Source organism: Stieleria maiorica (assembly GCF_008035925.1).
GTDB classification, from domain to species: Bacteria; Planctomycetota; Planctomycetia; order Pirellulales; family Pirellulaceae; genus Stieleria; species Stieleria maiorica.
This window is the reverse complement of record NZ_CP036264.1, coordinates 6,854,696-6,881,395: the sequence shown is the minus strand read 5'-3', so window position 1 is coordinate 6,881,395 and position 26,700 is coordinate 6,854,696. Positions and strand designations below refer to the sequence as shown.

Below are 26,700 nucleotides of genomic sequence, written 5' to 3'. Positions count from 1 at the left end.
CAACTCCTCACCCCCCCGGCGTGAAGTCATCCTCTGACTTCAGAGCGGCCGCGAAACGGGCCAACAGTTGTGCGACGTGATCAATGTCGTCGATCGAGATGGCTTCGACGGCCGAGTGCATGTAGCGGTTGGGGATGGCGACCAATCCGGTCGCGACGCCGGCGCCGTGAAGCTGCAAGACGTTGGCGTCGTTGGGGGTGGCTCGCCCGATGGCCGCACGTTGGTAGGGGATTTCATTCGCGTCGGCCAGTTCCATCAACCGCGCGGCGACTTTGGGGTTGATGTTGGGGCCGCGGAAGATCACCGGACCGCCGCCCAGGCGGATGTCGCCTTGCTTGTTTTTGTCGATGGTCGGACAGTCCGAGGCATGGGTGACGTCGACGGCGATGGCGACCGACGGGTCGATGCCCCCGGCGGCCGTCTTGGCGCCCCGCAGGCCGATTTCTTCTTGGACCGTGGAGACACTGTGCAGGTGGCAGGCCAGGCCATCGGTGCCGGCCAGTTCCTTGGCGCGGCGAAGGGCTTCGATCACCGTCCACATCCCGGTTTTGTTGTCCATCCCGGGGCCGCTGACCAGTGAGTTCATCAGCGGACGCATCCGCAGGTCCAAGGTGACCGGGTCACCGATGCGAATCTTCTCGGCCGCTTGCTGGTCGTTGGTGGCACCGACGTCCAACCACATCTCGTCCAGCGAGACGACTTTTTTGCGTTCCTGATCGTTGAGCAAGTGAATCGGTTTGCGGCTGATGACCGCGGGAACTTCACCGGCCTGGGTCCAGATCGACATCGCTTGGCCGATCAATTGCTGAGGGTCCCAGCCGCCGATCGTCTGAGCGTAAACGAAACCGTTTTCATCGATGTAGGAAACCAGCATTCCGATTTGGTCGCAGTGTCCGGCCAACATCAATCGCGGACCGTCGACGTCCCCCGACTCGGCGATCAGGTTGCCGTGCACATCGATGCGAACGCGATCGGCATGGGGGGTGATGTAGTCACGATTGAGTTGTTGAATCCGCTCTTCGTATCCCGACGGACTGGGTGTTGCGATGGCTTGATCAAAGAAGGCACGTGCTTTGTCTTGCATGGAATTGCGATTTCGATGGGAGACGCGATGAAGGTGAAACGGGTTCGCCGAAGGTGGGCAGATGACCGCTCGAATGACACGCTGTCTAGACCGATCGGGCACAAAAGTGAACTTTCCGAAAAGTTTTTTTTCTCCACAAATCGTCGTTTCCGGTGCGACTAAAACGGCGTCGGTAGCGTCTAAAGCCCCGGAAACACGGGTGTTTTGCATCATTCGCATCGAAGGGCCCGTCCCGATTGATCCGGTCAAGGCCCGTCACAGGGACGATGACGCTTGTTCCCTTCCAAACGCCCTAAAGAATTGGGGCGGTTTTGCTCGACACTAAGTCTCGGATCGACAGTTTTCGACTGAGTTTTCTCGCACCGCAGCGGTTTCGACCGCCGTGATGCGAGAGGGCTGGTGGCAGCCGAATCGTTGATCTGCCCAGGGGGGATTCTGGGAAAGCATTCGGGCCGGTGCATGTGGCGTTCGCGACATCCATCCTGCTCGACGGCAGATGGCGACTATAGCCGAACGTTCCTGCAAACACAGACTTGATGACTACACCCATCATCATGTCCGCCGTGTTTCATCCATGGGAACGTTGGGCGTTGGTCGCCGGATGTCACAGCATCTACCCCGAAAAACGGAGCGTTCCGTTTTACAACGTTTGAAACCTAGCAAGTGATCCCGTTCGGTAAGCGTCACAGGATGTGAGCCGGGTGGCCTGACCCAGCGTTCGGTTTGCAGCACACACAGCATTCAGGTTCGAAACAGTTTGACTCGCCGATCAGGACCGGTAAGACAGATGAAGCGAACGAGAAAGCGTGCGGCACGATCGATCGACCAAGGCCATGAGAACATTGGGTACCGACGCACCATTGTTCGAGGGAATAATCAACGAGGCGTTATGGAGAGCCTGATATGAAGGTCTTTACGACTGGACAGGTCGCCAAGATTTGCAAAGTCGCACCCCGAACTGTTTCGAAATGGTTCGATTCGGGGCGTTTGAAAGGCTACCGAATCCCAGGATCACAAGATCGTCGTATTCCACGTGAATACCTGATCAAGTTCCTGAAGGAACACGGCATGCCGTTGGGTGACTTGGAAGACGAAGCGATGGCCAAGTGCCTGATCGTCGCCCAAGATCAAGTTTTGATCGAGAACCTCAAGCGTGAATTGCCGCCGGAAAAATCGTTCAAGGTCGCCGTGGCCGCGAGCGGTTTCGAAGCCGGAATTCAAGCCGAAAGCTTCACGCCAGACTGCATCATCGTCGACTTTTCGATCGGCAAAATCGAAGCCGTGCAAATTTGCCAGAACCTGCGCAAAAATGCCGACTTCACCGATGTCATTCTGATCGCGCTGCTGCCCGATGACGGCCAGCCGATGAGTTTCGATCGAAGTAGCATCAACGAGACGTTCAAAAAACCGTTCGACGCCCACCTGTTGGCTGAACGACTGCGAACGCTCGTCGGAGCAAAGAAAGAACTGGTGTGAACGCGGCCTGCGAAGGCATTCGGCCGACGCAAACGCCTCGTTTCACCACCGACCATTCAAAAAACGCCACACATTTCCCGCGAATGTGTGGCGTTTTTTTGTTGGCTGATTGTGGATAAGCTGGCCCAGCCTCCTACCTTTCACACTTCACACTTTCTACTTCACACTTCCATCGTGCCTTCCAACCACTTCGACGCCGATGGCAACGTCCACATGGTCGATGTTTCCGGCAAACGCGTCACCGAACGCACGGCGACGGCATCGTCGCGGATCATGATGAATGCCCAGGCAGCCGAACTGGTGCGGCAGGGAACCAGTCGCAAGGGCGATGTGCTGGCCGTTGCTCGACTGGCCGCCATCGCGGCAACCAAGTGGACGCCCCACCTGATCCCCCTCTGTCATGCGATCCCGATCGAATCGGTCGAAGTGCAGTTTGACTGGGCCGATCATCCGCAACCGTCACCGGCCGACGCATCCCGACCCCAATCGACCGACCAACTGATCTGCCGGGTCACCTGCGTTACCTCGGGCAAAACCGGAATCGAAATGGAAGCCCTGACCGCCGCGAGTGTCGCTTCCCTGACCGTGTACGACATGCTGAAATCCGTTGATCGGGCCATGCAGATCGGCCCCACACAGTTGGAAGGCAAAGCCGGCGGCCAGTCGGGGACCTTCGTGCGCCAGCCCCCAACCCAGGGCTGATGCGACCGATCGTCGCCCCCCGGCACCTCGGCCCCCTTTGTTTTGGTTGTCTCTGGTTTCTAATTGCGGTTTTTCAGGGTATGACTTGACGGCCAGCCCCAATCCCCGCAACGACGCGCAAGAAAATGGACGCTTCCGAGACATTTCGAGACCGATCCGACACGGTTCAAGTCGACGCCCACTACCGGGCCGGCGACACCCGTTCCGGCGGCTCGCGTTCAGGCTTCTCGGGTTCGGGCGGCTCGCGAGGCGATTCCCACCCGGCCCCCCCGACCGATCCCGGTGGGCGTGAACAGGGCGGTCAAGCCACGGCCCCGCCGGCCGCCGCTTTGCTGCAACGACTCTACGCCCCCATCCTCAACCCGTTGGCGGAGGTCGAAGCTCGCTTGCGGTCGGAATTGCAGAGCCCACTCGAAGGGGTCTCGGCGCTGCTGCGTCACGGAGTCGCTTTGGGCGGCAAACGACTCCGGCCGGCGATTCATCTGCTGATGGCCGACGCCCTGGGCGGAGTCCGGCCCAGCAATGTTGTGATCGGAGCGGTCCTGGAAATGGTGCACACGGCGACCTTGGTGCACGACGACGTGTTGGACGACGCCGCGACCCGCCGTCACGTCCCGACGATCAACGCCCAGTGGAACAATCACACCAGTATCCTGCTGGGTGATTACCTGTTCGCCCAAAGTTTTCAATTGGCCGCAACGCTTGAAAGCACCCGCACCTGCCAGTGGGTCGGCCAAGCCGCGCGGTTGGTTTGCGAAGGGGAATTGCGACAGGTGCTCGGCCGCGACGATGTCGAAATCGATCGCGACACCTATTTCGAAATCATCCAGGGAAAAACCGCCGAACTGTGTCGGGTGGCCTGCTCCCTGGCCGCCGCGGAGGCGGGTTGCGACGCCGACACGATCGCGCGACTGGCCGAATACGGCAACAGCTTGGGGATCGCGTTCCAGATCGCCGACGATTTCCTGGACCTGTGGGGCGACGACCACACCGTCGGCAAGACGCTGGGAACGGACCTGGACCAGGGCAAGATCACGCTGCCGGTGATCCGGCTGTTGGAAACCGCCACGCCGACCAAACGCACCGCGATTTTAGAAGTGCTCCGCGGTCCGGCCGCCGACCGCCACGCCCAGATCCGTGGCTGGCTGGATCAGTCCGACGCCAGAGAATTCACGGCTCAAACGGCAGCGGACTTCAAACAGCGCGCCCTGGACGCGATCACCGAATTGCCCTCCGGCGCGGCCAAGCATTGCCTGGCCGAAATCGCGGAATTCTCGATCCAACGTTCGTTCTGACTTCAACGCAGTTGGAGGGGTTCGCTGGTGTCTAGGCTTTAGCCGATCCCCGGTCGATGCTTCGCAGCGACCGGGGGTGAACGATCAGGACCATACGAGCCCGAAACGCGAGCGAGTGGCCCCGCTTTGCCCCTTGCTCGCGCCGCGGCACTCGTCGATCGTCAGACCGCTCGGTCACGCGAGCGTGCTCACAACAATAAGCCGTTCATCGCGCCGGCTTCTGTACCTTCGCCCGCGCTTCGACCTGTGCCCGCGCGCCACCTGCCGCACGCTCGACGGCATGGATGCGATCGGTTTGGCCTTGCAACCAATAGCGTTTTCCTCGGGGAGCCGACAAACGCTGCAGATGCGGTTTGCGGATCATTTGCACCGAACAGGGCGGGCATTGATCGGCGCGGAGTTCGACTTGGGTGTGCTTGTCGGTGCCCCATTGCCTTAGCCGCCGCAGCAGTGCCGGGGCAATCGGCTCCTGGCGGCTTTCGGCGCGGGCGGCGACCACCGATTCATCTTCGCTCATCAACAACAGCCGCCGAACATCCTCCATCCGCAGCTCGGAGTCGCTCTCCTGGATGAACACGAGTTCGCCGGTCGCCCGTTCCAAACCCGTTTGGCCGGCCGCCTCCATGCCGCGCGGCCGGTCGTGGCGCGCGATCCGCACCTGGGGGTACTTCACCTGCAGCGTCTCCAAAACCTCCTGCGTGTCGTCCCGACTGCCGTCATTGACGACGATCACCTCCGCCACTTCACTGGTCAAATCGACCAGCCCCTCCAGGACGCTTTCCACCCGCTGTGCGATTTCATCCTGCCGATCGCGGACCGGCAGAACGATGGACAATCTTGTCGGCGACATCAAGGAAAACCCCACTGAAGGAAACACCTGCTCGGCAAAACGTGCTCGGCAAACGGCGAACAAACACCGCTGCCCGGGTTATCGTCCGCCGCGCGGCAGTGCCTTCAGCGACCGCTCCGGGCTGATCATTTCGTCGGCAAGCCCCGCGACAGTCGTTCCGTTTATTACGAATCTGCCTATAATCTTCGCCTCCCGTCTCGATTCCCCCCCGGAAATTTCACCGTGATCGATGTCTCCACCGCTGTTGATTTCTCTCGTGGCGCCGACGGACTGTTGCCGGTGATCGCGCAGGACGCCGAGAACGACCGCGTCTTGATGATGGCGTGGATGAACGAAGACGCGCTGCGAGAGACCTTGGCAACCGGCCAGGCGGTTTATTACAGCCGCAGCCGAAAATCGCTGTGGCGGAAAGGCGAAACCAGCGGACACCGCCAACGTGTCAAAGAGATTCGCGTGGATTGTGATCGCGACACGATCCTGTTGCGGGTCGAACAAACCGGCGCCGCCTGCCACGAAGGCTATGAGAGCTGTTTCTTTCGCTCGGTCGACCCCCAAGATGCCTCGCTGACGGTCGTCGACCCGCGGTTGGTCGACCCGAAAGAGGTTTATGGCAAGTAGTCCGTCATCGACCGCTGGTGTCTCGCCCTGATCACTTGCCCTGATCACTTGCCCCGAAAGCAGCGCACCACGCCTTCGTCATCGGCGACGAACAACTCGCTGTCGGTGACGGCGACGCCGGCGACAAAGCTGCCGCGGATCTCGTAGGTCCATTTCACGCTTCCGTCGGCCAACGCCAATCGCAACAAACGACCGTCGGTCGCCGGGATCCAAACATCCGCACCGGCGATCACCGGCGATGCGTCGGCAAACCGCCGCAGCGTGTGTCGCCAAAGCCGCTTTCCCGTTTTCAAATCGATCGCATCGACCTGTTTGCGCTGGCTGCTGACAACGGCGACGTCCGCGGAGATCGCTGCGCTGTTGCGATACTCTTGTGCCTGCAGGGGGTCCTCGTAGCGCCATCGCTGTTGCTTGTTCTTCCAGTCAAACGCGAACACCGAACCGTCATGGGTCGGCAAGATCGCCAGGTCACCGCGGACGGCCGGCGTGCTGCCCGTCGGCCCCTCCAGCGGCATCGCGTCCCCGTCGGCCTCGCCCGTCTTCAGATCCACCACATGCAATTTGGCGTCGCAGCCGCCCAGAAAGGTCCGGTCGCCCGCGATCGTGGGCGAACATTGGATCTGGTCTTCGGCGGCATAGGTCCAAACCGGCTTTCCCGTCGCCAATTCGAAACAGTAAAGTTTGCCGTCCTGGCAGGCGACCAAGACCTTGTCCTCGAAAATCGCCGCCGAACCGCTGATTTCGCCTTCGGTGGTCGCGGTCCAAAGCTCCGTACCGTCTGCGGCGGAGATCGCGTAGACGTTGCCGTCATAATCCCCGATGACCAGTCGCTCTCCGGCGATCACGGGCGAGGCCAGGAATCCGGTCCCGAAATCCTTTCGCCACCGCTGTTGTCCGTCGCCGCGAGCCAGGCAATAGATTTTGCCCATCACATCGGCGACAAAGACGCGGTCACCGACGACGATCGGCGTCGATTCGATCGCATCGTCGGCAGTGAATTCCCATGCCACCGCCAACTCATCGGGCAACTGTGCCGTCGTCGCTCCGGATGCCGCCGCGTCGCCGCGCGGAAAACGCCAGTCCGCAGCCGAGCAAACGCTTCCGAAAACGGCAAAACCAATCAAGCCGACGAGGGAGAATCCGAGTCTGCAAAAAAACCGCCGACCGCCCGCGTCACTGCGTCGGGAGGTCGATTCAACAGGGGACAATTCCATTATTCTAATTCTCGACTAAAAGACAAATTGCGCGAGCCTCCGGACCTCTAATCACATCGTTTTTTGCGGCCGCGTCGGATTTTGCGGTCGCGTCGCTTCGGGTTGTGGAGATGGCGTCATTTCGCGACACGAACAAAACAATGGAGGGGCCCGGTAACTGGCGCGAACCCTGGGGACCGCTGCCCCCGAGGAATTAAAATGCACCCCTGACCGTTGCATCCGCCGCGACCTATTATACGCGGGCGGCACGCCACACAGTAAACTCTTCACTGAGCCCCCCGCCGGCGGCCGCCGCAAGCTTCACTTCCCCCTCCTTCCTCTGATTTCGAAACCCTATGATTTGTGTCAGTCTCGGTCGCAGTCGCCACACCCGGATGATTGGCGAACACAAGCATTTGGTTGAACAAGGCGCCGAACTTGTGGAATTGCGGCTGGACTATGTCGGTCGAGCCGTCAATCTGAAACGTCTGATGGACAATCGACCGGGGCCGGTCGTGATGACCGTTCGACGGCGTCAAGACGGGGGGCGTTGGACGAAAAGCGAGCAGGATCGACTGATGCTGCTGCGATCGGCGATCGTCGCCGGCGCCGAATACGTCGACATCGAGGCTGACGTGGCGGCCCAAATCCCGCGTTACGGCAACACCAAACGCATCATCAGTTACCACGATTTCTCCGGCACCCCGGACAATCTGGAAGACCTGCACGCGGCGATGGCCGAAGAGGACGCCGACATCGTCAAGATCGCGACGATGGCGAATTCCTTTGCCGACAACGTCCGCATGTTCGACCTGATCCGCAACGCCAAAATCCCCACGATCGGGATCTGCATGGGAGAAATCGGAACGATCACCCGTATCCTGGCCAATCGATTCGGCGCCCCGTTCACCTACGCCACCTACAGCACCGACAAGAAGATGGCGCCGGGACAGTTGAATTGGAAGGAGATGAACAGCCTGTATGACGTCAAGAACATCAACGCGGACACCGAGCTGTTCGGGGTGATCGCCGATCCGGTCGCCCATAGTTACAGCCCACTGGTGCACAACACGGCCTTCCAGGCAGAGGAAATGAATGCGCGCTATCTGCCGCTGCGTGTCCCTCAAGATGACCTGCACCACTTCATGGACAGCGTCGACAAAATCGGACTCCGCGGGATCAGCATCACCATCCCCCACAAAGAGCGCGCGTTGGACTACTGCACCCAGGCCGAATCGAGCGCCAACGGGATCGGCGCGATCAACACCATGGTTTTTCACGAAGGGGAACGACTCGGCTACAACACCGACTATCGCGCCGCGATGGACTGCATCGTCGAACTTTTGGAACGAAAAGATGTCCCCCGTGAAAACGCGTTGCAGGGTGTCACCGCGATGGTGCTGGGCGCCGGCGGCGTGTCCCGCGCGATCGCCTGGGGATTGCGGCAGCGCCAGGCCGACGTCGTGATCACCTCGCGTACCGAAGAACGCGCCCGACTGTTGGCCTCCGAGGTCGGTTGCCGCGTCGTGCCCTGGGAAGACCGTCACAATCAAAAGGTCCAACTGCTGATCAACGGGACCCCGGTCGGCATGCACCCCGACGTTGACAAATCGCCCTTCAATGCATCGGGGCTCAACCAGTTCATGGTCGTCTTTGACACCGTGTACAACCCCGAAAACACGCTGCTGGTCAAATACGCCAAACGGGCGCAGTGCCGGATCATCACCGGCATCGACATGTTCGTTCGCCAGGCGGCCTACCAGTTCAAACTGTTCACCGGCAAAGACGCACCGGCAATGCTGTTGCGAAAAACGATCAAGCAAGCGACCAACCCGGTCCAGTTGCACTGACGATCCAAGGGTTAGGTCACTGCATTGAACGACAATCAATCCGAATCACCGTCGCCGTTGGCGGTGCCCCAATTGCGACAGGCGCTGCCCAGCGACGCCGCGGCGATCCATGCCCTGCTGCGTCCCTTCGTGATGCAACGGTTGCTGCTGTCACGCACCCATGCCGAACTGATTGAACTCACCCGGCACGGCTTCATCGCCATGATCAATGAAACGCCGGAGGAGGGAACACCGCCCGGCGATGCCCCCGGAAACGAAGCGTCGAGCGACGAAACGGCACCCGAGGAACCCGCTCAACGCTGCGTCGGGTTTTCCGCCGTCGAAGTCTACAGCCCCAAGCTGGCCGAACTGCAATGCCTGGCCGTGCACCCCGATTTCCAACGGTTCGGGGTCGGAAAACGCCTGGTCCAGATGTGTGTCGACCGCGCCAGGGATTTGGGCATCATGGAAATCATGGCCATCAGCTCCTCCGATCGGTTCTTGGAAAACTGCGGCTTCCACTACTCGCTCCCCGACCAGAAGCGTGCTCTGTTCCAACAGCTCCGCCCCCGGCCGTACGAGGACCGGAGTTAGGGAGCGAGTTTCGAGTTTCCAACCTCGTTCCAAGGCTCCGCCTTGGAACGTAATGCAGGTGTGGCTCCCGCCACACGTCACGAGGCCCTCGAGGCGGAGCCTCCGGAAAGCCCCGTTCCCAGGCGGAGCCCGGGAACGAGGCACGAAACGCTTCTTACTTCACCATCTCTTCGATCGCGGCGTCCAGCTCGGCGGCTCGGACGTTGTGCCGAACGACGGTGCCATCTTTGTCGACCAGCATCATCGTCGGCAACGTTTGCACGCCGAAGGCCTTTGACAGCCGGCTGGATTCCAGGCCGCCTTCTTCGAACAGCTGGATCCAGGGCAGACGGTTTTCGCGGACAAAGCCCTCGGCGTCAGCGCGACGGGCGTCGACGTTGATGCCGACCAGCGTCAACCCTTGCCGCTTGTAGCGGCCCTGCAAACGGCTCAGCAGCTTCATGTCCTGCTTGCACGGTTCGCACCAGGTGGCCCAGTAGTGGATGACCACCGGCCGGCCGCGAAGCGCCGAGAGTTTGAACGTCTTTCCGTCCAGCGTGGCACCCTCGAGTTCGATTTTGCGTCCCACGGATTCCAGCCGCTGGACCGCACCGGCTGCTTTCTCGCCCGCTTCGGTGCCCTTGTAGCCGTCGCGCACCTTGCGGTAGTACGCCAGGGCGTCTTTCTCGTTGTCTTCAAACTCTTTGGCCAGCGCCAGTTGCAGCATCGCCTGGGCGGCTTCGATCGTGCGGGGATGCGAATCGACAAAGTCGGCCAGGGTTTGCAGGTACCACGTTTGGACCTTTTCGAAATCCGCGTCCGGTGTTTGTTTCAGGAAGTAATCCGCCTGGATCGCCTGGTAATCGGCATAGGCCGCCAACGCCTCGTTGGAGCGTGCGAATTTACCGGAAACGGTTTTCAAGCGGTCCAGTCCGCTGGGGTACTGCCCGCTTTGCACCGCGACACTGACGGTGTCAACCAATTGACGCGTCCAGGTCGCCCGGTCTTCGTCATTGCCGCTGGCGGTGATCAGCTTTTCGACCAATTCGGCGCGGGCGGCATGCAACGCGGGCAACCCGGCTTCTCCGGCGGACGCCAGTTTTTTGTCCAGCGACTCGAGCTGGGTGACCAGATCCTGGAGCCCGGAATCGGTGCTCGGCATTGCGGCTGTCGCGACGCCGCCGGGCGTAAAGAACAGCCCGCCGGTTTGCGTCAACGCGCCGTCTTCGCTGCCGACGTTGGGCAGGGTGACCATTCGCCAGCGGTCGTCGACCTGAACCAGCGTCCCGACCATCAACTGGCCGCTCTGGCCGCCGTTTTCGTACATCGCGACGACGTTTTCGTAGACCACGACGTCTTTGGTCGAACCGCCGGTCCCCTCGGGAACCAACCCGGGCGCCGGGGCGGCGAATTGCAACCATTCGGTATCGGGCCCGATCACGGTTTGGTTCTTGGCCAGTTCGGCAAAATTGCGGGCGGCCAGCTTCGCTTTCATCTCCAGTTCGGCCAGCTTGGCTTCGCCCAGCCCCAACGCCTTCAACTCCGACGGCGTGGCAAGCAGGCGGACGAACCGCCGCGGGTCCTTGTCGCGGAGTGCCGCGACGACTTCGGCGGAGACTTCTTCGGCGGAAATTCGTCGCCAGGAATCGATCCGGCCGTCTTCATCCTGGTCCAGGCCCCAGCGGGTGCCGCTGTTGCCCAGCCAGCGATACTGGTCGGCTTTCCCGTTGAAATCCGCATCGATGTCGCGATAGGCCTCCACCCCGTAGTTGAAGTACGACCACAAATCAATCTTCTTGTCGCCGTTGGTGTCGACGAACCGGCGCAGCATTTGGCCGTCCGCAGCGACCACTTCCCAGCCATTTTGGCCGGCCTCGGTGATGTCGTTGACGGTGCATTTGGCGACGGCGTCGGCCGGAACGGTCTCATACGTTGCGTCGGGCTGAAGCGGTTTGAGTGCGAGCGCCTGGGCCGCAGTGGGGCTTTGCGCCCACGCCTCGGGGGGCAGCCCGGCAAACAATGCCGCCGCGACTGCCAACAGACCGAGGCACAGCCACTTGCTGTGCCTCCACTTGCTGTGCCTCGTGGGCGTCGCGAAAGACGTCGCGCGGCGGCGCGATCGACGTCGCGCAGAGGGGTCCACCAGGGGTGGGGGGTCTACCAGGGGTGGTCGCCGAGTGGAACGATCCATCATCTTCACGGGTGTCCAATAGAGTGGGAGGGTTGATACGCCGAGTATTTTGACCGAACCTCGGCATTTGTTGGAATGTCGATTTAAGTGAAAACGTTCTCGTGCCGAATAAAACTGGTCCACCGACAGCGAAACTTCGCCAGAGCAGCCCTCTGGAGACGGTCGACGCGGTGGAACGTGTCGGTCACGGAGAAGCTTTTTTCGCTCAGAATGCCAACTTGGCTTTGACAGCCCAATTGGTTTGCGTAAACTTCTCCCTCGCTCGACGGAACTTGCCGTGAGAGACGGCTCTGGCTGAACACTTGTTTGACAGGAACGCCTCCTCATCAAGCAAGCGTTAGCGAACAAACACGGGCGTGTAGCTCAGTTGGTTAGAGCGCGTCGCTGATAACGACGAGGTCCCAGATTCGAGTTCTGGCACGCCCACTCGGCCATCGGCCGAAACCTCAGATTTGAAACATCAATTTTGAGAGGCATCTCCGTCGGAGATGCGACCCGAAGGGGGTATAGCTCAGTTGGGAGAGCGCCTGCTTTGCACGCAGGAGGTCGTCGGTTCAAGTCCGTCTACCTCCACTTCGGTTAAACAGAAAGAAGGATCAGTCGTCACGGCCGAGCGTCGGCGACAGGCTGAGCCAAGGAGATGAGCTTGCCGCTGCAAGCAAATCATGTACCGCACCGGCCAAATACTGGCCCCGCGAGTCGTGATTTGACAGCGACGGCAGCCCGCCCGGACACACCGAGCAGCTCAACCTCTTTCCTTTTTTCACTCCCGCACGGGAAAAACCCCGTTGCGGGGCCGCGGTAGGCCGCGGCGGAAAGCTAAGAAAAAGTTTTCTTGGTTTTCCGATGAAGAACGGTTGACGCCCACGGCTGTCGGCTCTATCTTCCCGCCTCGCTCGTGAGTGACCGCTCGCCGCAAAGTTCTGCGGCGGGCGGCTGCACACGCAGTGTCCTTCGCTTTCCCCCGCGACGCGGGCCGGAAACGGAGAACTGATTTTTGACAATTTGGTTGTTTGGTAATTGGCATCAGTAATCTGCCGGTCGATCGAAATCGATTGATCGGCGACTACAAAGTTCTTCGGAACAAGCGTGGCCAGTGAACGTCGACAGGGTTCCTTAAGCCCTGGCGAAAAGTTGCTGGCCGATTAGAAGCGAATCTGACAGGATTCTGTGCGAATACTGATTTGTGACGTTGTGGCATCGCGACCGCGGTGCTGTGATCGATCAATCCAGTCATGTGATATCGTTATGGTGATTAGCACAAACGACGATCACGATTCTTGGCGTCAGGTTGCGTCGGCTTCGGCCGGTTCGACTTGAGTGTTGAGTTCGGGATTTCGTTGGCCAATCTACCAAGGGCACATGGGGGATGCCTTGGCATTAAGAGAATGGGCGTGGAAGTCTGCGAAATGCCTGGGGGAGTTGACAAACAAGCGATGATCCCGGGATACCCTATCCAACCTGGTGAACTGAAACATCTAAGTAACCAGAGGAAGAGAAAGAAAAATCGATTCCGTCAGTAGCGGCGAGCGAAATCGGAATAGCCCAAACTCAGAGGGTTTCCCTCTGGGGGTTGTAGGACTCCAATATCGAATTGTGTGTTGTTAGTGGAAGGTTCAGGAAAGTTCCGCCACAGAGGGTGACAGTCCCGTACACGAAAATAAACACGCATCGTAGGAGCACCTGAGTAGGTCCAGTCACGTGAAACCTGGACTGAATCCGCGGGGACCATCCCGCAAGGCTAAATACTCCTTAATGACCGATAGCTAACCAGTAGCGTGAGTGAATGGTGAGAAGAACCCCTGTAAGGGGAGGACAGTGAACCTGAAACCATGTGCCTACAAGCGGTCGGAGCCCGATTTGAACGGGTGACGGCGTGCCTTTTGCATAATGATCCGGCGAGTTGTGGTATGCGGCTTGGTTAAGTTCCTCCGGAACGAAGCCCAAGGGAAACCGAGTCTGAATAGGGCGAATATTGTCGTATGCTGCAGACGCGAAAGCTGTGTGATCTACCCATGGGCAGGTTGAAGCGTGGGTTAAACTGCGTGGAGGACCGAACCCACTTAGGTTGAAAACTGAGGGGATGACCTGTGGGGAGGACTGAAAGTGTAATCAAACCAGCAGATAGCTCGTTCTCTCCGAAATATCTTGAGGGATAGCGTCGAGCCACTATTTACCGGGGGTAGAGAGACTGAATCGGATGGGGGCCCTTCCCGGGGTACCTCACCGAACCAAACTCCGAATACCGGTAAAATTATCTCGGCAGTCAGTCCCTGGGGGATAAGCTCCAGGGTCGAGAGGGAAACAACCCAGATCGCCTGCTAAGGTCCCTAAGACATACTTAGTCACTAAGGAAGTTGAAGTGCTGTGACAGCTGGGATGTTGGCTTAGAAGCAGCCACCATTTAAAAAGTGCGTAACAGCTTACCAGTCGAGCATTTCTGCGCCGATAATGAACGGGAGTAAGTGTGTCACCGAAGCAGCGGGCTTGTGCCTAGCACAAGCGGTAGGAGAGCGTCGATGATCAGATACGAGCCATACGGTAACGAGTGGTGTCGGGGTCATCGAGTGATTATGCCGGAATGAGTAACGATAAAACAGGTGAGAATCCTGTTCGCCGAAAGCCTAAGGTTTCCTGGGGAAGGCAATTCCGCCCAGGGTTAGCCGGCACCTTAGTCGAGGCCGAAAGGCGTAGACGATGGAGAGAAGGTCAACATTCCTTCGCCGGTTGTGTATCCGATGCAGGGACGGCGTCCAGAAAGTGAGCGGTACGAATAGAAATGTCCGTAGCGAAGGCCGAGATGGAGGGGATTAAATCACCCTCGCAATTCAAGGCGTAGCTCGAGAGCACTTAAGTTCTCGAAGTCATTGGAAGGACGTCCAAGAAAAGCTGCTAGGTTAAGCAACTGACCGTACTAAAACTGACACAGGTAGGCGAGAAGAGTATTCTAAGGCGCTCGGGAGAACGGTGGTTAAGGAACTCTGCAAAATGGCCCCGTAAGTTCGCGATAAGGGGCGCCTCGGGTGGTTCACGCTACCTGAGGCCACAGAAAATCGGCTGTATCGACTGTTTATCAAAAACACAGGTCTCTGCTAACACGCAAGTGGATGTATAGAGACTGACGCCTGCCCGGTGCTGGTAGGTTAAGGAAGATTGTTAGCGCAAGCGAAGCAAGCGACCGAAGCCCCAGTAAACGGCGGCCCTAACTATGAGGGTCCTAAGGTAGCGAAGTTCCTTGTCGGGTAAGTTCCGACCTGCATGAAAGGCGTAACGAATTCAGCACTGTCTCAACCACCGACCCGGTGAAATTGTAGTCGTGGTGAAGATGCCACGTACCCGCGGTTAGACGGAAAGACCCCGTGAACCTTTACTGTAGGCTGATATTGGGTTGAGATATGTCTTGTGTAGGATAGCTGGGAGGCTTTGAGCTCGGCACGCCAGTGTCGAAGGAGCCGTTGTTGAAATACCAGCCTGGTCATATTTTAATTCTAACTTTGATCCTGTGAATCCAGGCAAAGGACAATGTCAGTCGGGCAGTTTGACTGGGGCGGTCTCCTCCCAAAGAGTAACGGAGGAGTGCAAAGGTACACTCAGCCTGGTCGGCAATCAGGCGAAGAGCGTAAAGGTAGAAGTGTGCTTGACTGCGAGAGCCATCACTCGAGCAGGAACGAAAGTTGGCCTTAGTGATCCGGTAATCCCGAATGGAAGGGTTATCGCTCATCAGATAAAAGGTACTCCGGGGATAACAGGCTTATCGCATCCGAGCGTCCACAGCGGCGATGCGGTTTGGCACCTCGATGTCGGCTCATCACATCCTGGGGGTGTAGAAGCTCCCAAGGGTTTGGCTGTTCGCCAATGAAAGTGGTACGTGAGCTGGGTTCAGACCGTCGTGAGACAGGTCGGTCCCTATCTGCCGTGGGCGTTCGAAACTTGAAGAGATTCAACTTTAGTACGAGAGGATTTAGTTGGACGAAGCTCTGGTGTACCAGTTGTCGCGCTAGCGGCACGGCTGGATAGCTAACTTCGGAAAGGATAAACGCTGAAAGCATCTAAGCGTGAAGCCCGCTCTAAGATTAGGTTTCGTAGACAACTGTCGAAAGTCCCCTGGAAGACGACCAGGTTGATAGGCCGGATGTGTAAGCACGGTAACGTGTTCAGCTAACCGGTACTAACGGACGAAGGATTGGCCATCGATATCCCGCACTCATGATTCTGTCATGCGTCGCTTCGGATAACGTTTGGTTCGAAGTAACTGCCATTACCAGACAACCGGCCGTGTGCTGGGCGAAATACCCCTCACACGGTCTTTTGGCGACCATATCGGAAAGGTCCCACCTGTTCCCATCCCGAACACAGCAGTTAAGCTTTCCGAGCCGATGATAGTGCCCACCAGCGTGAAAGTAGGTCTCGCCATTTTTTAAAAAATCCTTCGACGGTTCTCCGTCGAAGGGTTTTTTTGTGCGCGCCCTGTTGTCTGCTGTACACCGGCCCTTCTGGGCCGGCGGTTTTGCTGTACGCCGGCCCTTCCGGGCCGGCGGTTTTGATGTACGCCGGCCCTTCCGGGCCGGCGTGGGCCGCCGCAGGCGGCTCCCCCGGCGCTGGCAACACGGAAATAGGACCTATGGGACCGATAGGACCTATACGTCCCATGTGTCCCATTGGTCCTATTTCCCGCTGGTGATTCCCCCCACCCCGTGGCCGGTAAACCGGCCAGCGCCCGCCCGGAAGGGCCGGCGTACGACCAGCCACTGCCGCCCTCGGCCGATCAACCACCGAATTGATTGACAGCCGCCATGCAGAGGGGATACAACTGCACTATCTCGATAGTACACCAATTCGCATTGCATCAACGCGTCGGGATCAGTGACACGATTTCCATCAACAATCAGGGGTAGCCATCCAATGAAGACTTCGATCGGTTTTGGTTTGACAATCTGCGTCGCAGTCGCGATCAGTTCTGCCGCGGCCCAAGATCCAGCGAAGGATTTGGCGTTTTCCGTGCTCGGCGATTCGACCGGGCCTGTCTTCCAGACCACCGAATCACTCCAGTTGCGGGTGGTCAACGAGGCCGGGGATCCCGTCGCAGGCGCCCGCGTCACCCCCTGGGCGCTGCGCAGCGGCCAAGGCCACGGACGTTGGACCGATAGCGGAAAGGACCGCTCGGAAACCAAACCCGAAACATCGCAAACCGACGAGGATGGCATCGCGATCGTGAAGTACCCGATGTTTCGCAATGTCGCTGAGCAAACCAAGACCATCGGGGTCTCTGTCCGGGTGGACCATCGCGACTATGTCCTTGAAGGTGCGATCCACCTTGATCTTCCGCACGATCCAAATACCGCCGATCCGGTGGTGCTCAAACGCGGTGCGGATCTGTTCGTTCGTCCGCTGATCGACGGCCAACCGGCTGACCCAAAACTGATCGTTGCCAACTGGTCCGACAGCCGCAGTTGGAGAGACCCCGGTGTGATGGAAGCGGTCGATTCGGAGACGCTGAGATTTCCGTCGTTGGAACTGGGGGATGCGAGCGTGCTGCTCATGCGTGTCGATGACGACCAAATCACCCACGCCAGCCGGATCGTCGACGTGAATCTGAAAGCCGACGGGCGCAACGAGATCGCGGTTGAATTGAAGCCCGTCGTCCCGATCAAGGGCCAGTTGGATCCGTCGGTGCCGCGCCCGATCCGCAATGGTCGTGTGGTCTACTGGACACTGGATCCGTCTGTCGGTCACGACCGAGCCGGTTTCGTTTCTTGGAGCCCGGTTTCCCAAAACGGTGACTTTGTGATTCCGGTATGGCCGACGGGTGAAGCGATCCAGTTGGCGGGAATTTGCAACGGGTATATCGGCGAGTCCGGTGAAGCGCCACCCGAGGTCGCCAATCCACGCAACCCGGATCCCTACTTGCGCGCTCAGGTGATACGCCCGGATCAAGGCGACCCGGTCGTGTTGACCATGGAGCCCTTGGTCCCGTGTGACATCACTGTTGTTGACGAACTAGAGCAGCCGGTCAAAGGCGCTAAGGTTGGTTCTTGGCCAAACATTCAGTGGTGGAATAACGGATCCCAGGTCTACTGCGATACACTGCTACGTGGCGAAGACATGATCCGTGTTCGCGACCATCAACGTGATTACGAAGCGTTTGTCAACGAAGACTATGGCTTTCCGTTTGAAATTCAAACCGATCGAGACGGTGCTGGCACATTGATGTTGCCGAAGGGATCTCAGAGTCTGACCGTCAAAGACGATCGTTATGAGCTGCCCGCCTTTCTGGGGCGCCGGTACACCAAGATTGAGATGGTCCCCGGTGAACGTTCCGAAATCACGCTGACGGTCCAGCGGAAAGGAACGGATCGCTTGGGCGAGTGGGACAAACTAGCCGGCGTCGTCTTCGGCTGCTCCACACGCGAAGGCCGACGAATCTGTGCATTGCCGGAAGTGCGCAAGAAGATGGATGAATTCGCCAAGACCTTCCGCGAAGGCAAAAACCAAAAGGATCCCAAGCTCCTAGCCGAAGCCTACACGATCGTCGCTGACGCCTTCGCGACCGCCGGAGACCTGAACGAATCGACGAAATGGCGAAAGAAGGCCGCCGAGCAAAAGAGGATGATCAGTGCGGACGCACCGTAGTGGCGCCGTCCGGCAAGCCGGCGGTTCCCCGGGATGTCAGCGCCGGCATAGGACCAATGCGACCGATAGGACCTATATGTCGCATACGCCCCATTGGTCCTATTTCGGGCTGGGTCATCGCCAACGGGCGACCGGCAAGTCGGTCGCGGCGTCCCGCATCCACTACACCACAGGGATGATCTTGAAAAACTCGCGCACCCAGGGCGCTGTTTGTTGCTGATAGGCGATCAAGTAACGGCGACGCGTGAAATAATAAATCGCGTTGCCGCCCTGAAAGATCACGCTCAACACGATCACGCTTCCGTAAACCGTCAGATTCAATGCCTGGTAGAGTTGCTGGCCGTCGGAACCGAGCAACCGGGACAACTCGGGATTGGCCCGGATGTCGGGGACGTCGCCCAGCAGCATCCATAGACAGTACGCGACGATCAACGCCAGAAAACCGACCTGATTCCAGCCCAGCCAGATTGCCCCCGCGGGGTCAAATCGGAGCAATTTTCGCCGCCCCCAAAACTCCAGGCCGCAGACGGTCGACAATCCGACCGTGATCGCCACGCCATCGAGCCCGAAGAAGGCGAACGGTAACGACAAGGCCGCGATCACCCCGACCGTCCAACCATTGAACGTGGCCACCCGCGATGCGCGGCGCACCGGCCGGATCAGGCTGGTCGCTGCCAACAGCTCGCGGTAATGGTCTTCGTTTAACGGTCCGCCCGCGGGGTTCAACGGCCCGCCTACTGGGGACGCGATCGGTGCGGTATCCACGGTTTCCAACTCCCAGAGATTCGTCGGACTTTTCTTGTGACGAACCCGGAGGTTACGGCGGGAGTCGGGTGAAAGCAAGCGTCACGGAGATCATCGAGGACAGGTCCCGGGATGCAGCTGGTCAAAAGATATATTGGTCAAAAAATGAGGAAAACGTCTCCTCATGGATCGCTCCCCACGCTGTCCCCCGTCACGGCTCCCATTTTTTGACCATCCCATTTTTTGACCACCATTCTCCGACCGCCGCGAGCGGCCCCTCGGCGGCACCTCGCCCCCTCTATTTCAGGACCGGGACGCCCCTGATGCACGCGGTGCATACCAGGCATGACGGGAATGCATTGGACCCTTCGGCGACGCTAGTAAAGAATTCACAGCCTTCGACTAGCCGAATCGTCATACTAACAAGACACACGGTTCGGAATCACAAGCGTCGTATTTCGTCCTCGCACCCAGGAATACTCATGACCTCGATCAACCATTTCGCTCGTTCCGTGACGGGCGTCGTGGCGCTCTGCATCGGCGCCACCGGGTTCGCACAAGACTCTCCGTCTGCCGTCTCGTCTGGCGGAGACGGTCAGATCATTAGCAAGTGTCCGGTGATGGGCGACGTCCCGGATCCGTCCAACCGACACACCGCGGCCGGCGTCTTTTCCAACGGCGACTGGTGGCCGAACCAGTTGAACCTGCAGATCCTGCATCAGAATTCGCTCAAGAGCAATCCGATGGGCGAAGGGTTTAACTATGCCGAAGAATTCAACAAGCTGGACCTTAATGAGCTGAAGAAGGACGTCGAGGCGTTGATGACGACTTCCCAAGATTGGTGGCCGGCGGACTATGGCCACTACGGCCCGTTCTTTATCCGGATGGCCTGGCACAGCGCCGGGACCTATCGCGTCGCCGACGGACGAGGCGGCGCCGGGGACGGCACACAACGTTTCGCACCGTTGAACAGTTGGCCCGACAACGGCAACTTGGACAAGGCGCGGCGATTGCTTTGGCCGATCAAACAAAAGTACGGCAATAAGATTTCGTGGGCCGACCTGATGGTCTTCGCCGGCAATTGCGCCCTCGAGTCGGCAGGATTTGAGACGATGGGATTCGCTGGCGGTCGCGAAGACGTCTGGGAACCGCAACAAGATGTTTATTGGGGGCCGGAAACGCAGTGGTTGGGCGACAAGCGTTACTCGGGCGATCGCGAACTGCAAAACCCCTTGGCCGCGGTGCAGATGGGACTGATCTATGTCAATCCGGAAGGCCCCAATGGTAAACCGGATCCGCTGGCGGCGGCCAAAGACATCCGTGAAACGTTCGGACGCATGGCGATGAACGACGAAGAAACCGTCGCGTTGATCGCCGGCGGACACACGCTGGGCAAGGCGCACGGTGCTGCAGACCCCAGTAAATTCGTCGGCCCCGCACCCGAAGGCGCTTCACTGGAAGAACAAGGTCTGGGTTGGAAGAACAGCTTCGGAAAAGGCAACGCCGAGGACACCATCACCAGCGGACTGGAAGGTGCTTGGACGTCGACACCGGCCACTTGGTCCCACGGTTACTTTGAAAACCTGTTCGAATACGAATGGGAATTGACCAAGAGCCCCGCCGGCGCGCACCAGTGGACGCCGAAAGACGATTCGGCCCAGGGAACCGTGCCTGACGCTCACGTTCCGGACAAGTCCCATGCCCCGATGATGTTCACGACCGACTTGGCACTCAAACTGGATCCGATCTACGGTCCGATCTCAAAACGATTCTATGAGAATCCCGACGAGTTCAACAAAGCATTCGCGAGGGCCTGGTACAAACTGACACATCGCGACATGGGCCCCGTCTCACGCTGCTTAGGTCCCTGGGTGGCCGAACCACAACTGTGGCAAGATCCCGTGCCGCCGGTCGATCATGAATTGATCGGGGCGGACGAGATTGCCGCGTTGAAAACCAAGCTGCTCGATTCCGGACTGTCGATCTCGCAATTGGTCGAAACCGCATGGGCATCGGCGTCAACCTTCCGCGATAGCGACAAACGAGGTGGAGCCAACGGCGCGCGGATCCGACTGGCGCCTCAAAAGGACTGGGACGTCAATCAGCCGGCGGAGCTGGCGAAGGTCGTCCAGACGCTGGAGAAGATCCAACAGGAATTCAACGACAATCAGCCCGGCGACAAGCGGGTTTCGCTGGCGGATTTGATCGTGCTGGGCGGATCCGCGGCTGTGGAGGAAGCGGCCAAGCGAGCCGGCCATGACGTCAACGTTGCGTTCTCTCCAGGACGTACCGATGCGACTGCGGATCAGACCGATGTCGAGGGCTTCGCCGTTCTGGAGCCGAAAGCCGACGGATTCCGAAACTACTTCGGTCACAAACTGAACCGACCTGCCGAAGAGCTGTTGGTCGACCGCGCGAATCTGCTGTCACTGACCGCACCGGAGATGACCGCCCTGGTCGGCGGCTTGCGCGTGCTCGATGCTAACGCAGACAACTTGAGGCTGGGGGTGTTCACCGAGCGACCGGGGACGTTGACCAATGACTTCTTCGTCAACCTGCTGGACTTGGACACGACGTGGCAAAAGTCGCCGATCTGCGAACACTTCTTCGAAGGCCGTGACCGAGAGAGCGGCGACGTCAAATGGCGGGCGACGTCCGTGGATCTGGTGTTCGGTTCGAATTCGCAACTGCGAGCCATCGCGGAGGTCTACGCCAGTGCCGACGGAAAGCAGAAGTTCGTCGAAGACTTCGCGTCGGCGTGGAGCAAGGTAATGAACCTGGACCGATTTGATCTCGGCCCGAATCGGTAGCATGCCGGCGGGACGCGCAAGCGACCCGTTGACCGACTAGCCCGCAGCGCTAGCAGGGCGTGGGGCTTCACAACGAGTGGCGGAGCCACTCCGGCAAGCTCGTTCCAAGGCGGAGCCTGGGAACGAGGGACATAAGTGTGGGACAGGGTGCCGGCCTATCATCCTCCTTGTTCCCGGGCTCCGCCTGGGGACACGTTTTCTCGGAGGCTCCGCCTCCCGGTCACCCGCAACGCGTGGCGGAGCCACCCCGGCCTCCCGTTCCAAGGCGGAGCCTTGGAACGAGGGATACAGGTGTGGAACAGGGTGCCGGCCTATCATCCTCCTTGTTCCCGGGCTCCGCCTGGGGACACGTTTTCCCGGAGGCTCCGCCTCCCGGTCACCCGCAACGCGTGGCGGAGCCACCCCGGCCTCCCGTTCCAAGGCGGAGCCTTGGAACGAGGGCGTCAGGGCGATTTTTCGCGGCCATTCTTAATCTTCCCTTGCCTTCTTCTCGCAAGCGGCTTAACATTCAATCGTTGATCGACGATAGACGTTAAAACGGATCGAAATCGATGGCCAAGAAACAGTCTCAAACGAAATGCGACCCCTCCTCGGTGAAGCTCAAGGCGGACCCGACGGCGGATGAATTGGCGAAGCTGGCATGGGCCATCGCCCATCCGGCCAGGGTCCAGATCGTGAGACTGTTGATCGGCCGCGAGGCCTGCATGTGCGGTGAAATCGTCGACTGCTTGCCCCTGGCCCAGTCGACCGTCTCGCAACACCTGAAAATCCTCAAAGAGTCCGGCCTGATCCAAGGCGAAGTCGACGGACCGAAGGTCTGTTACTGCGTCAACACGAAGCGACTGAAACAACTGAAACGATTGGTGGCGGGACTCTAAGGACCGGCCAGCCAAGGACGCTCCCTTCTCCGCGTACGATGGCCCTTCCGGGCCGTCGCCCACGGAAGTCACCGAAAGGAAGTCGAAACGAATCATTTCCCACGACACAAAATCGCCTATCGGCGATAGACGCTTACACTTTTTCAACCGAGGAGAATTCCCGATGAGCTCTGTTCAAATCTATGACCGCGCCATGTGCTGCAGCACCGGAGTCTGTGGCCCCCAGGTGGACCCCGTGCTGCCGAAATTTGCCGCCGACCTGGACTGGCTGAAAAACCAGGGACACGACGTCCAGCGATTCAATCTGGCGCAAGACGCGGCCGAGTTCGCCAAGAATCCGACCGTGCAGTCGATGCTGGCCTCCGAAGGCGTCGAGTGCCTGCCGTTGGTGATCGTCGATGGTCGAATCGTCAGTCGCAACGAGTACCCGACCCGCGAAAACCTGGCGCTTTGGACCGGCACTTCGCTGGCCCCCAAAGGCGCGCTTCCAGTGGCAGGCTCGGGCGGTTGCTGCGGCGACACGGGTTGCTGCTAGGTTTCACCAAACAGGAGAACACGCGATGGATTTTTTACAGACAGCGACGCGGAACTTGTTTTTCACCGGCAAAGGCGGTGTCGGAAAGACTTCGATGGCCTGCGCCAGTGCGATCCGGCTGGCCGATCGAGGCCGACGCGTGCTGCTGGTGTCGACCGACCCTGCGTCCAACCTGGATGAAGTGCTGGCGACAACACTCCGCAGCGAGCCGACGGCGGTCGATGCGGTGCCGAACCTTTGGGCGATGAACATCGATCCGGAGCAGGCGGCCGGTGAGTACCGCGACCGGATGGTGGCTCCCTATCGCGGCGTGCTGCCCGACGCTGCCGTGCAAAGCATGGAAGAACAGTTTTCGGGATCCTGCACGCTGGAGATCGCGGCCTTTGATGAATTCGCCAAGCTGCTCGGGGACGCGCAGGCCACGGAGGAATTCGACCACATCGTTTTCGACACCGCACCGACCGGTCACACCTTGCGATTGTTGACACTGCCATCGGCGTGGTCGGGATTCATGGAAACGAACACCTCGGGTACTTCCTGTCTGGGACCATTGGCCGGACTGCAAGCACAACAGGAACTCTATAAGAAAACTGTTGAAGCACTCAGCGATGGCAAGCGGACCACGCTAGTCCTGGTCACCCGGCCGGAGCCTTCCGCGCTCGCCGAAGCCGACCGCACCAGCGGAGAGCTTCGCGTGCTCGCCGTGACCAATCAACACCTGGCTATCAATGGCGTCTTTCAGGCAACCGATGCCTCGGATCCCGTCGCCACGGCGATGCAATCCCGCTGCGATCAGGCGATCGCTTCGATGCCGAGTCGCTTGAAGAAACTCGACCGCACTTCGGTCCCGCTGGCTGCCCGAGGCTTGGTCGGTGTCGATGCGCTGCGTCAGTTGGGCGTCGATCGTTCGATGTCTGACTTGACCGCCCCTTCCGAGGACCACACGATCGCGCATGTTGATAACGCTGCTGACTCAGTTGCGATGGATTCGTTGATCGATACGCTGGCCGCCCAAGGGCACGGCGTCATCATGACGATGGGCAAAGGGGGCGTCGGCAAGACCACGGTCGCGGCCGGGGTCGCGCTCGCGCTGGCCGAACGGGGATTTCCCGTGCACCTCTCGACCACGGATCCGGCGGCACATGTTGCCGCGACGATCGCCGCCGACCAGATCGACGGCCTGACGGTCAGCCGCATCGACCCGGAGAGGGAAATCGAGGCGTATCGCGAAGAGGTGATGCGCACCGCCGGCGCGGAACTGGACGACCAGGGGCGTGCGTTGCTGGAGGAAGACCTGCGCTCCCCGTGCACGGAAGAAATCGCGGTGTTCCGAGCGTTCGCACGCGCGGTGGCCGAAGGCGAGGACCGTTTCGTCGTGGTCGACACCGCACCGACCGGGCACACGATCCTGCTGCTCGATTCGGCGCTGGCCTACCATCGCGAGGTGACACGTCAATCCCGCCAGATGCCGGAATCGGTCGAGAACCTGTTGCCGCGGTTGCGCGACCCCAACTTCACGCGGGTGCTGATCGTCACGCTGCCCGAATCGACCCCCGTTCACGAAGCCGCCAAATTGCAGGATGACCTCCGCCGCGCAAGGATCGAACCGTTTGCATGGGTGATCAACCAGTCACTCGCCCCGCTCGAGATCACCGATCCCGTCCTGTCTGGCCGGAAAGCACACGAGAAAAAGTACATTCACGAAGTCTTGAACCAACACGCCGATCAGACCGCAATCATTGCTTGGCAAACGACACCGCCCACCGGGACCAACGGATTACGGGAACTGTTTCTCGTGTCGACGACAAGCGGTTAATCATTCAACAGGAACACCAGTAAAAACATGGACACGAACCAACTGTATCCCGCACTTGCCAGTTTTATTGACGAGCGCCGATCGGAATTCGACCAGATTCCTGCGTCGCGAAAAACAGAACTTGAAGAGGTCGCTGCATATCTGCGTGCTCGACTGGGCGATTCAGAAACCGCCCGACTGACCTTCATCTGCACGCACAACTCGCGAAGGAGTCATCTGTCGCAAATCTGGGCCAAGGTGGCGGCAGACGCGCACGGCCTGACCGGCATCACGACGTATTCAGGTGGAACCGAAGCCACCGCGATGAATCCGCGGGTGGTCGATTCACTTCGACGCAGCGGTTTGATTGTCGACACCGACGGCGGGGACGCGGACAACCCGATCTACCGTGTGGCGTATTCGGATGATTCAAATCCGCTGGAATGCTTTTCCAAAGTCTTCAGCGAGTCGCCGAATCCGACCACCGACTATGCCGCCGTCATGACCTGCTCCAGTGCGGACCAGGCATGCCCCGTCGTGACGGGATGCGACCTACGATCGCCGATCCGCTATGAAGACCCCAAGGTCGCCGACGACACACCGCAGGAGGCTGCGGTGTACGACGAACGCTCGCGGCAGATCTGCCGCGAGATGCTTTACATGATCTCGAAGGTCTGAAAACCTACTTTCGAGCGATTTCCAAGACGCGTGCGGCGTCGTCGATTGCAGCCTTGGCCGCTTTCGCGTCACCGCACGATTGAATCAGCATCAGTGCGGGCTCCAATTGATCGATCAACGACGCCGCGTTGGCCTTGCCCCCTTTTCGGCTTACCGGCGCCTTGGCGGATCGCTTGGTCAATCCGGCTTTGCGTTTGGCCGCCGAAACCGTGGGGACCGACACGTTGCAAGCCTTTGCCGTGTCGGCAATGGTCGCTTCGGGATTCTTCTTCAAGTAGTCAATGACCTTTTCTTGCTTGTTCGCTTTCTTTGCCATCGTTCAATTCTCTGTGGGGGGGGAGTAAAGTAGAAGATAAGATGAGTGCTGACATCAACGACATGACTTATGTCAATGCCATCAGCGATAGGGTCAACCTACATTATCGTCCCGTTTTTCAATACAATTACCAGCAGGTTATACGAAAAAATTCTTGCTTAATCTTTATTTAAGCAAACCGTGAATCGCGGATGGCAGTCTGTTGGGGCAATCGCAGGTAACCTTAATGCACCTCGGTTGCTAGTCACGCCCACCGATTAAAGCGATTTGGCGTCTTAGTGCCAGAGAACGCCGTCCACAGAGGGGATGCACCACCCTTCGCAACGGCATCGATCGGGGCCAGTGCGGATCGATGATAAGAAGGCGGAGGTCGCCAGCATTCACTCCGGCGACGACAGCTCTTTCGCGACCGGTAGCACTCTGTTCCGCGACGGCCCGGAAGGGACCGTCGTACAGTGTGTCTTTGCGACGGCCCGGAAGGGACCGTCGTACAGTGTGTCTTT

18 protein-coding genes, 2 tRNA genes and 2 rRNA genes are annotated in these 26,700 nt (G+C 59.3%); 16 read left to right on the top strand and 6 right to left on the bottom strand.

From position 1 onward, the window contains the following. Positions 1 to 7: 7 nt before the first annotated feature. Complete coding sequence (locus tag Mal15_RS23515; RefSeq protein ID WP_147869994.1) at positions 8 to 1,084, bottom strand: M42 family metallopeptidase; 1,077 nt, start codon at positions 1,082 to 1,084, stop codon at positions 8 to 10. Between the two features lie 903 nt (positions 1,085 to 1,987). Here Mal15_RS23515 and Mal15_RS23510 point away from each other — a divergent pair. The 3 genes from Mal15_RS23510 to Mal15_RS23500 all read left to right on the top strand — a co-directional run bounded on the left by Mal15_RS23510 (position 1,988) and on the right by Mal15_RS23500 (position 4,557). Beyond that, positions 1,988 to 2,560 (top strand): response regulator, encoded by a 573-nt coding sequence (locus Mal15_RS23510; RefSeq protein WP_094412462.1) that lies wholly within the window; start codon positions 1,988 to 1,990, stop codon positions 2,558 to 2,560. 213 nt (positions 2,561 to 2,773) lie between these two features. After that, positions 2,774 to 3,262 carry a cyclic pyranopterin monophosphate synthase MoaC gene (gene moaC / locus Mal15_RS23505; protein WP_199773931.1) on the top strand — a complete coding sequence of 163 codons (489 nt, stop codon included), beginning with the start codon at positions 2,774 to 2,776 and terminating at the stop codon, positions 3,260 to 3,262. A gap of 125 nt (positions 3,263 to 3,387) precedes the next feature. Beyond that, the gene (locus Mal15_RS23500) at positions 3,388 to 4,557 is read left to right on the top strand and encodes a polyprenyl synthetase family protein (protein ID WP_147869992.1); all 1,170 of its coding nucleotides are present in this window, start codon (positions 3,388 to 3,390) and stop codon (positions 4,555 to 4,557) included. A gap of 205 nt (positions 4,558 to 4,762) precedes the next feature. Here the strand turns inward: Mal15_RS23500 and Mal15_RS23495 are convergent, their stop codons facing one another. Next, positions 4,763 to 5,407, bottom strand: coding sequence for a glycosyltransferase family 2 protein (locus Mal15_RS23495; RefSeq protein ID WP_147869991.1), 645 nt, complete (start codon positions 5,405 to 5,407; stop codon positions 4,763 to 4,765). Positions 5,408 to 5,629: 222 nt separating this feature from the next. Here Mal15_RS23495 and hisI point away from each other — a divergent pair, with 222 nt between their 5' ends. Next, the gene (gene hisI, locus Mal15_RS23485) at positions 5,630 to 6,025 is read left to right on the top strand and encodes a phosphoribosyl-AMP cyclohydrolase (RefSeq protein WP_147869989.1); all 396 of its coding nucleotides are present in this window, start codon (positions 5,630 to 5,632) and stop codon (positions 6,023 to 6,025) included. A 44-nt stretch (positions 6,026 to 6,069) separates the two neighbouring features. Here the strand turns inward: hisI and Mal15_RS23480 are convergent, their stop codons facing one another. Continuing rightward, positions 6,070 to 7,239 carry an outer membrane protein assembly factor BamB family protein gene (locus tag Mal15_RS23480; protein ID WP_147869988.1) on the bottom strand — a complete coding sequence of 390 codons (1,170 nt, stop codon included), beginning with the start codon at positions 7,237 to 7,239 and terminating at the stop codon, positions 6,070 to 6,072. Positions 7,240 to 7,574: 335 nt separating this feature from the next. Here Mal15_RS23480 and aroE point away from each other — a divergent pair, with 335 nt between their 5' ends. Then, positions 7,575 to 9,068: a shikimate dehydrogenase gene (gene aroE, locus Mal15_RS23475; protein WP_147869987.1), complete on the top strand. Its 1,494-nt coding sequence runs from the start codon at positions 7,575 to 7,577 to the stop codon at positions 9,066 to 9,068. 24 nt (positions 9,069 to 9,092) lie between these two features. Then, positions 9,093 to 9,641: a GNAT family N-acetyltransferase gene (locus Mal15_RS23470; protein WP_233902980.1), complete on the top strand. Its 549-nt coding sequence runs from the start codon at positions 9,093 to 9,095 to the stop codon at positions 9,639 to 9,641. Positions 9,642 to 9,795: 154 nt separating this feature from the next. On the opposite strand, the gene Mal15_RS23465 is transcribed toward Mal15_RS23470, so the two are convergent. Next, positions 9,796 to 11,658, bottom strand: a complete 1,863-nt coding sequence (locus tag Mal15_RS23465) for a redoxin domain-containing protein (protein WP_233902979.1) — start codon at positions 11,656 to 11,658, stop codon at positions 9,796 to 9,798. 505 nt (positions 11,659 to 12,163) lie between these two features. Between Mal15_RS23465 and Mal15_RS23460 the strand changes: the two genes are divergently transcribed. The 5 genes from Mal15_RS23460 (at position 12,164) to Mal15_RS23440 (ending at position 18,441) form a co-directional block, all read left to right on the top strand. Continuing rightward, positions 12,164 to 12,237 (top strand) — tRNA-Ile (locus Mal15_RS23460). Between the two features lie 74 nt (positions 12,238 to 12,311). Further along, positions 12,312 to 12,384, top strand: a tRNA-Ala gene (locus tag Mal15_RS23455). A 769-nt stretch (positions 12,385 to 13,153) separates the two neighbouring features. Next, a 23S ribosomal RNA gene (locus Mal15_RS23450) occupies positions 13,154 to 16,002 on the top strand. Positions 16,003 to 16,118: 116 nt separating this feature from the next. Continuing rightward, positions 16,119 to 16,227 (top strand): 5S ribosomal RNA (gene rrf, locus Mal15_RS23445). A gap of 486 nt (positions 16,228 to 16,713) precedes the next feature. Next, entirely contained in the window at positions 16,714 to 18,441 is a 1,728-nt protein-coding gene (locus tag Mal15_RS23440; RefSeq protein WP_147869985.1) for a hypothetical protein, read from the top strand. 162 nt (positions 18,442 to 18,603) lie between these two features. On the opposite strand, the gene Mal15_RS23435 is transcribed toward Mal15_RS23440, so the two are convergent. Next, positions 18,604 to 19,206 (bottom strand): hypothetical protein, encoded by a 603-nt coding sequence (locus Mal15_RS23435; RefSeq protein WP_147869984.1) that lies wholly within the window; start codon positions 19,204 to 19,206, stop codon positions 18,604 to 18,606. Between the two features lie 461 nt (positions 19,207 to 19,667). Here Mal15_RS23435 and katG point away from each other — a divergent pair, with 461 nt between their 5' ends. From katG to Mal15_RS23410, 5 genes are all read left to right on the top strand, one after another. Next, complete coding sequence (katG, locus tag Mal15_RS23430; RefSeq protein WP_390623398.1) at positions 19,668 to 21,995, top strand: catalase/peroxidase HPI; 2,328 nt, start codon at positions 19,668 to 19,670, stop codon at positions 21,993 to 21,995. Between the two features lie 551 nt (positions 21,996 to 22,546). Beyond that, positions 22,547 to 22,873, top strand: a complete 327-nt coding sequence (locus Mal15_RS23425; RefSeq protein WP_199773721.1) for an ArsR/SmtB family transcription factor — start codon at positions 22,547 to 22,549, stop codon at positions 22,871 to 22,873. A 163-nt stretch (positions 22,874 to 23,036) separates the two neighbouring features. Further along, positions 23,037 to 23,408, top strand: a complete 372-nt coding sequence (arsD, locus tag Mal15_RS23420) for an arsenite efflux transporter metallochaperone ArsD (RefSeq protein WP_147869983.1) — start codon at positions 23,037 to 23,039, stop codon at positions 23,406 to 23,408. Positions 23,409 to 23,433: 25 nt separating this feature from the next. After that, on the top strand, positions 23,434 to 25,224 hold the full coding sequence (arsA, locus tag Mal15_RS23415; protein WP_147869982.1) for an arsenical pump-driving ATPase: 1,791 nt from the start codon (positions 23,434 to 23,436) through the stop codon (positions 25,222 to 25,224). Between the two features lie 27 nt (positions 25,225 to 25,251). Further along, the gene (locus Mal15_RS23410; RefSeq protein ID WP_147869981.1) at positions 25,252 to 25,881 is read left to right on the top strand and encodes an arsenate-mycothiol transferase ArsC; all 630 of its coding nucleotides are present in this window, start codon (positions 25,252 to 25,254) and stop codon (positions 25,879 to 25,881) included. Between the two features lie 4 nt (positions 25,882 to 25,885). On the opposite strand, the gene Mal15_RS23405 is transcribed toward Mal15_RS23410, so the two are convergent. Beyond that, positions 25,886 to 26,197, bottom strand: coding sequence for a winged helix-turn-helix transcriptional regulator (locus Mal15_RS23405; protein WP_147869980.1), 312 nt, complete (start codon positions 26,195 to 26,197; stop codon positions 25,886 to 25,888). Positions 26,198 to 26,700: the final 503 nt, after the last annotated feature.

What these genes read in the sequence shown, in the direction of transcription:
- Mal15_RS23480 (WP_147869988.1), bottom strand. Translation starts at nt 7,239, where the DNA reads ATGGAATTGTCCCCTGTTGAATCGACCTCCCGACGCAGTGACGCGGGC.
- Mal15_RS23500 (WP_147869992.1), top strand. Translation starts at nt 3,388, where the DNA reads ATGGACGCTTCCGAGACATTTCGAGACCGATCCGACACGGTTCAAGTC.
- Mal15_RS23440 (WP_147869985.1), top strand. Translation starts at nt 16,714, where the DNA reads ATGAAGACTTCGATCGGTTTTGGTTTGACAATCTGCGTCGCAGTCGCG.
- Mal15_RS23510 (WP_094412462.1), top strand. Translation starts at nt 1,988, where the DNA reads ATGAAGGTCTTTACGACTGGACAGGTCGCCAAGATTTGCAAAGTCGCA.
- Mal15_RS23410 (WP_147869981.1), top strand. Translation starts at nt 25,252, where the DNA reads ATGGACACGAACCAACTGTATCCCGCACTTGCCAGTTTTATTGACGAG.
- Mal15_RS23405 (WP_147869980.1), bottom strand. Translation starts at nt 26,197, where the DNA reads ATGGCAAAGAAAGCGAACAAGCAAGAAAAGGTCATTGACTACTTGAAG.
- moaC (WP_199773931.1), top strand. Translation starts at nt 2,774, where the DNA reads ATGGTCGATGTTTCCGGCAAACGCGTCACCGAACGCACGGCGACGGCA.
- arsD (WP_147869983.1), top strand. Translation starts at nt 23,037, where the DNA reads ATGAGCTCTGTTCAAATCTATGACCGCGCCATGTGCTGCAGCACCGGA.
- aroE (WP_147869987.1), top strand. Translation starts at nt 7,575, where the DNA reads ATGATTTGTGTCAGTCTCGGTCGCAGTCGCCACACCCGGATGATTGGC.
- Mal15_RS23495 (WP_147869991.1), bottom strand. Translation starts at nt 5,407, where the DNA reads ATGTCGCCGACAAGATTGTCCATCGTTCTGCCGGTCCGCGATCGGCAG.
- katG (WP_390623398.1), top strand. Translation starts at nt 19,668, where the DNA reads ATGACCTCGATCAACCATTTCGCTCGTTCCGTGACGGGCGTCGTGGCG.
- Mal15_RS23515 (WP_147869994.1), bottom strand. Translation starts at nt 1,084, where the DNA reads ATGCAAGACAAAGCACGTGCCTTCTTTGATCAAGCCATCGCAACACCC.
- Mal15_RS23425 (WP_199773721.1), top strand. Translation starts at nt 22,547, where the DNA reads ATGGCCAAGAAACAGTCTCAAACGAAATGCGACCCCTCCTCGGTGAAG.
- arsA (WP_147869982.1), top strand. Translation starts at nt 23,434, where the DNA reads ATGGATTTTTTACAGACAGCGACGCGGAACTTGTTTTTCACCGGCAAA.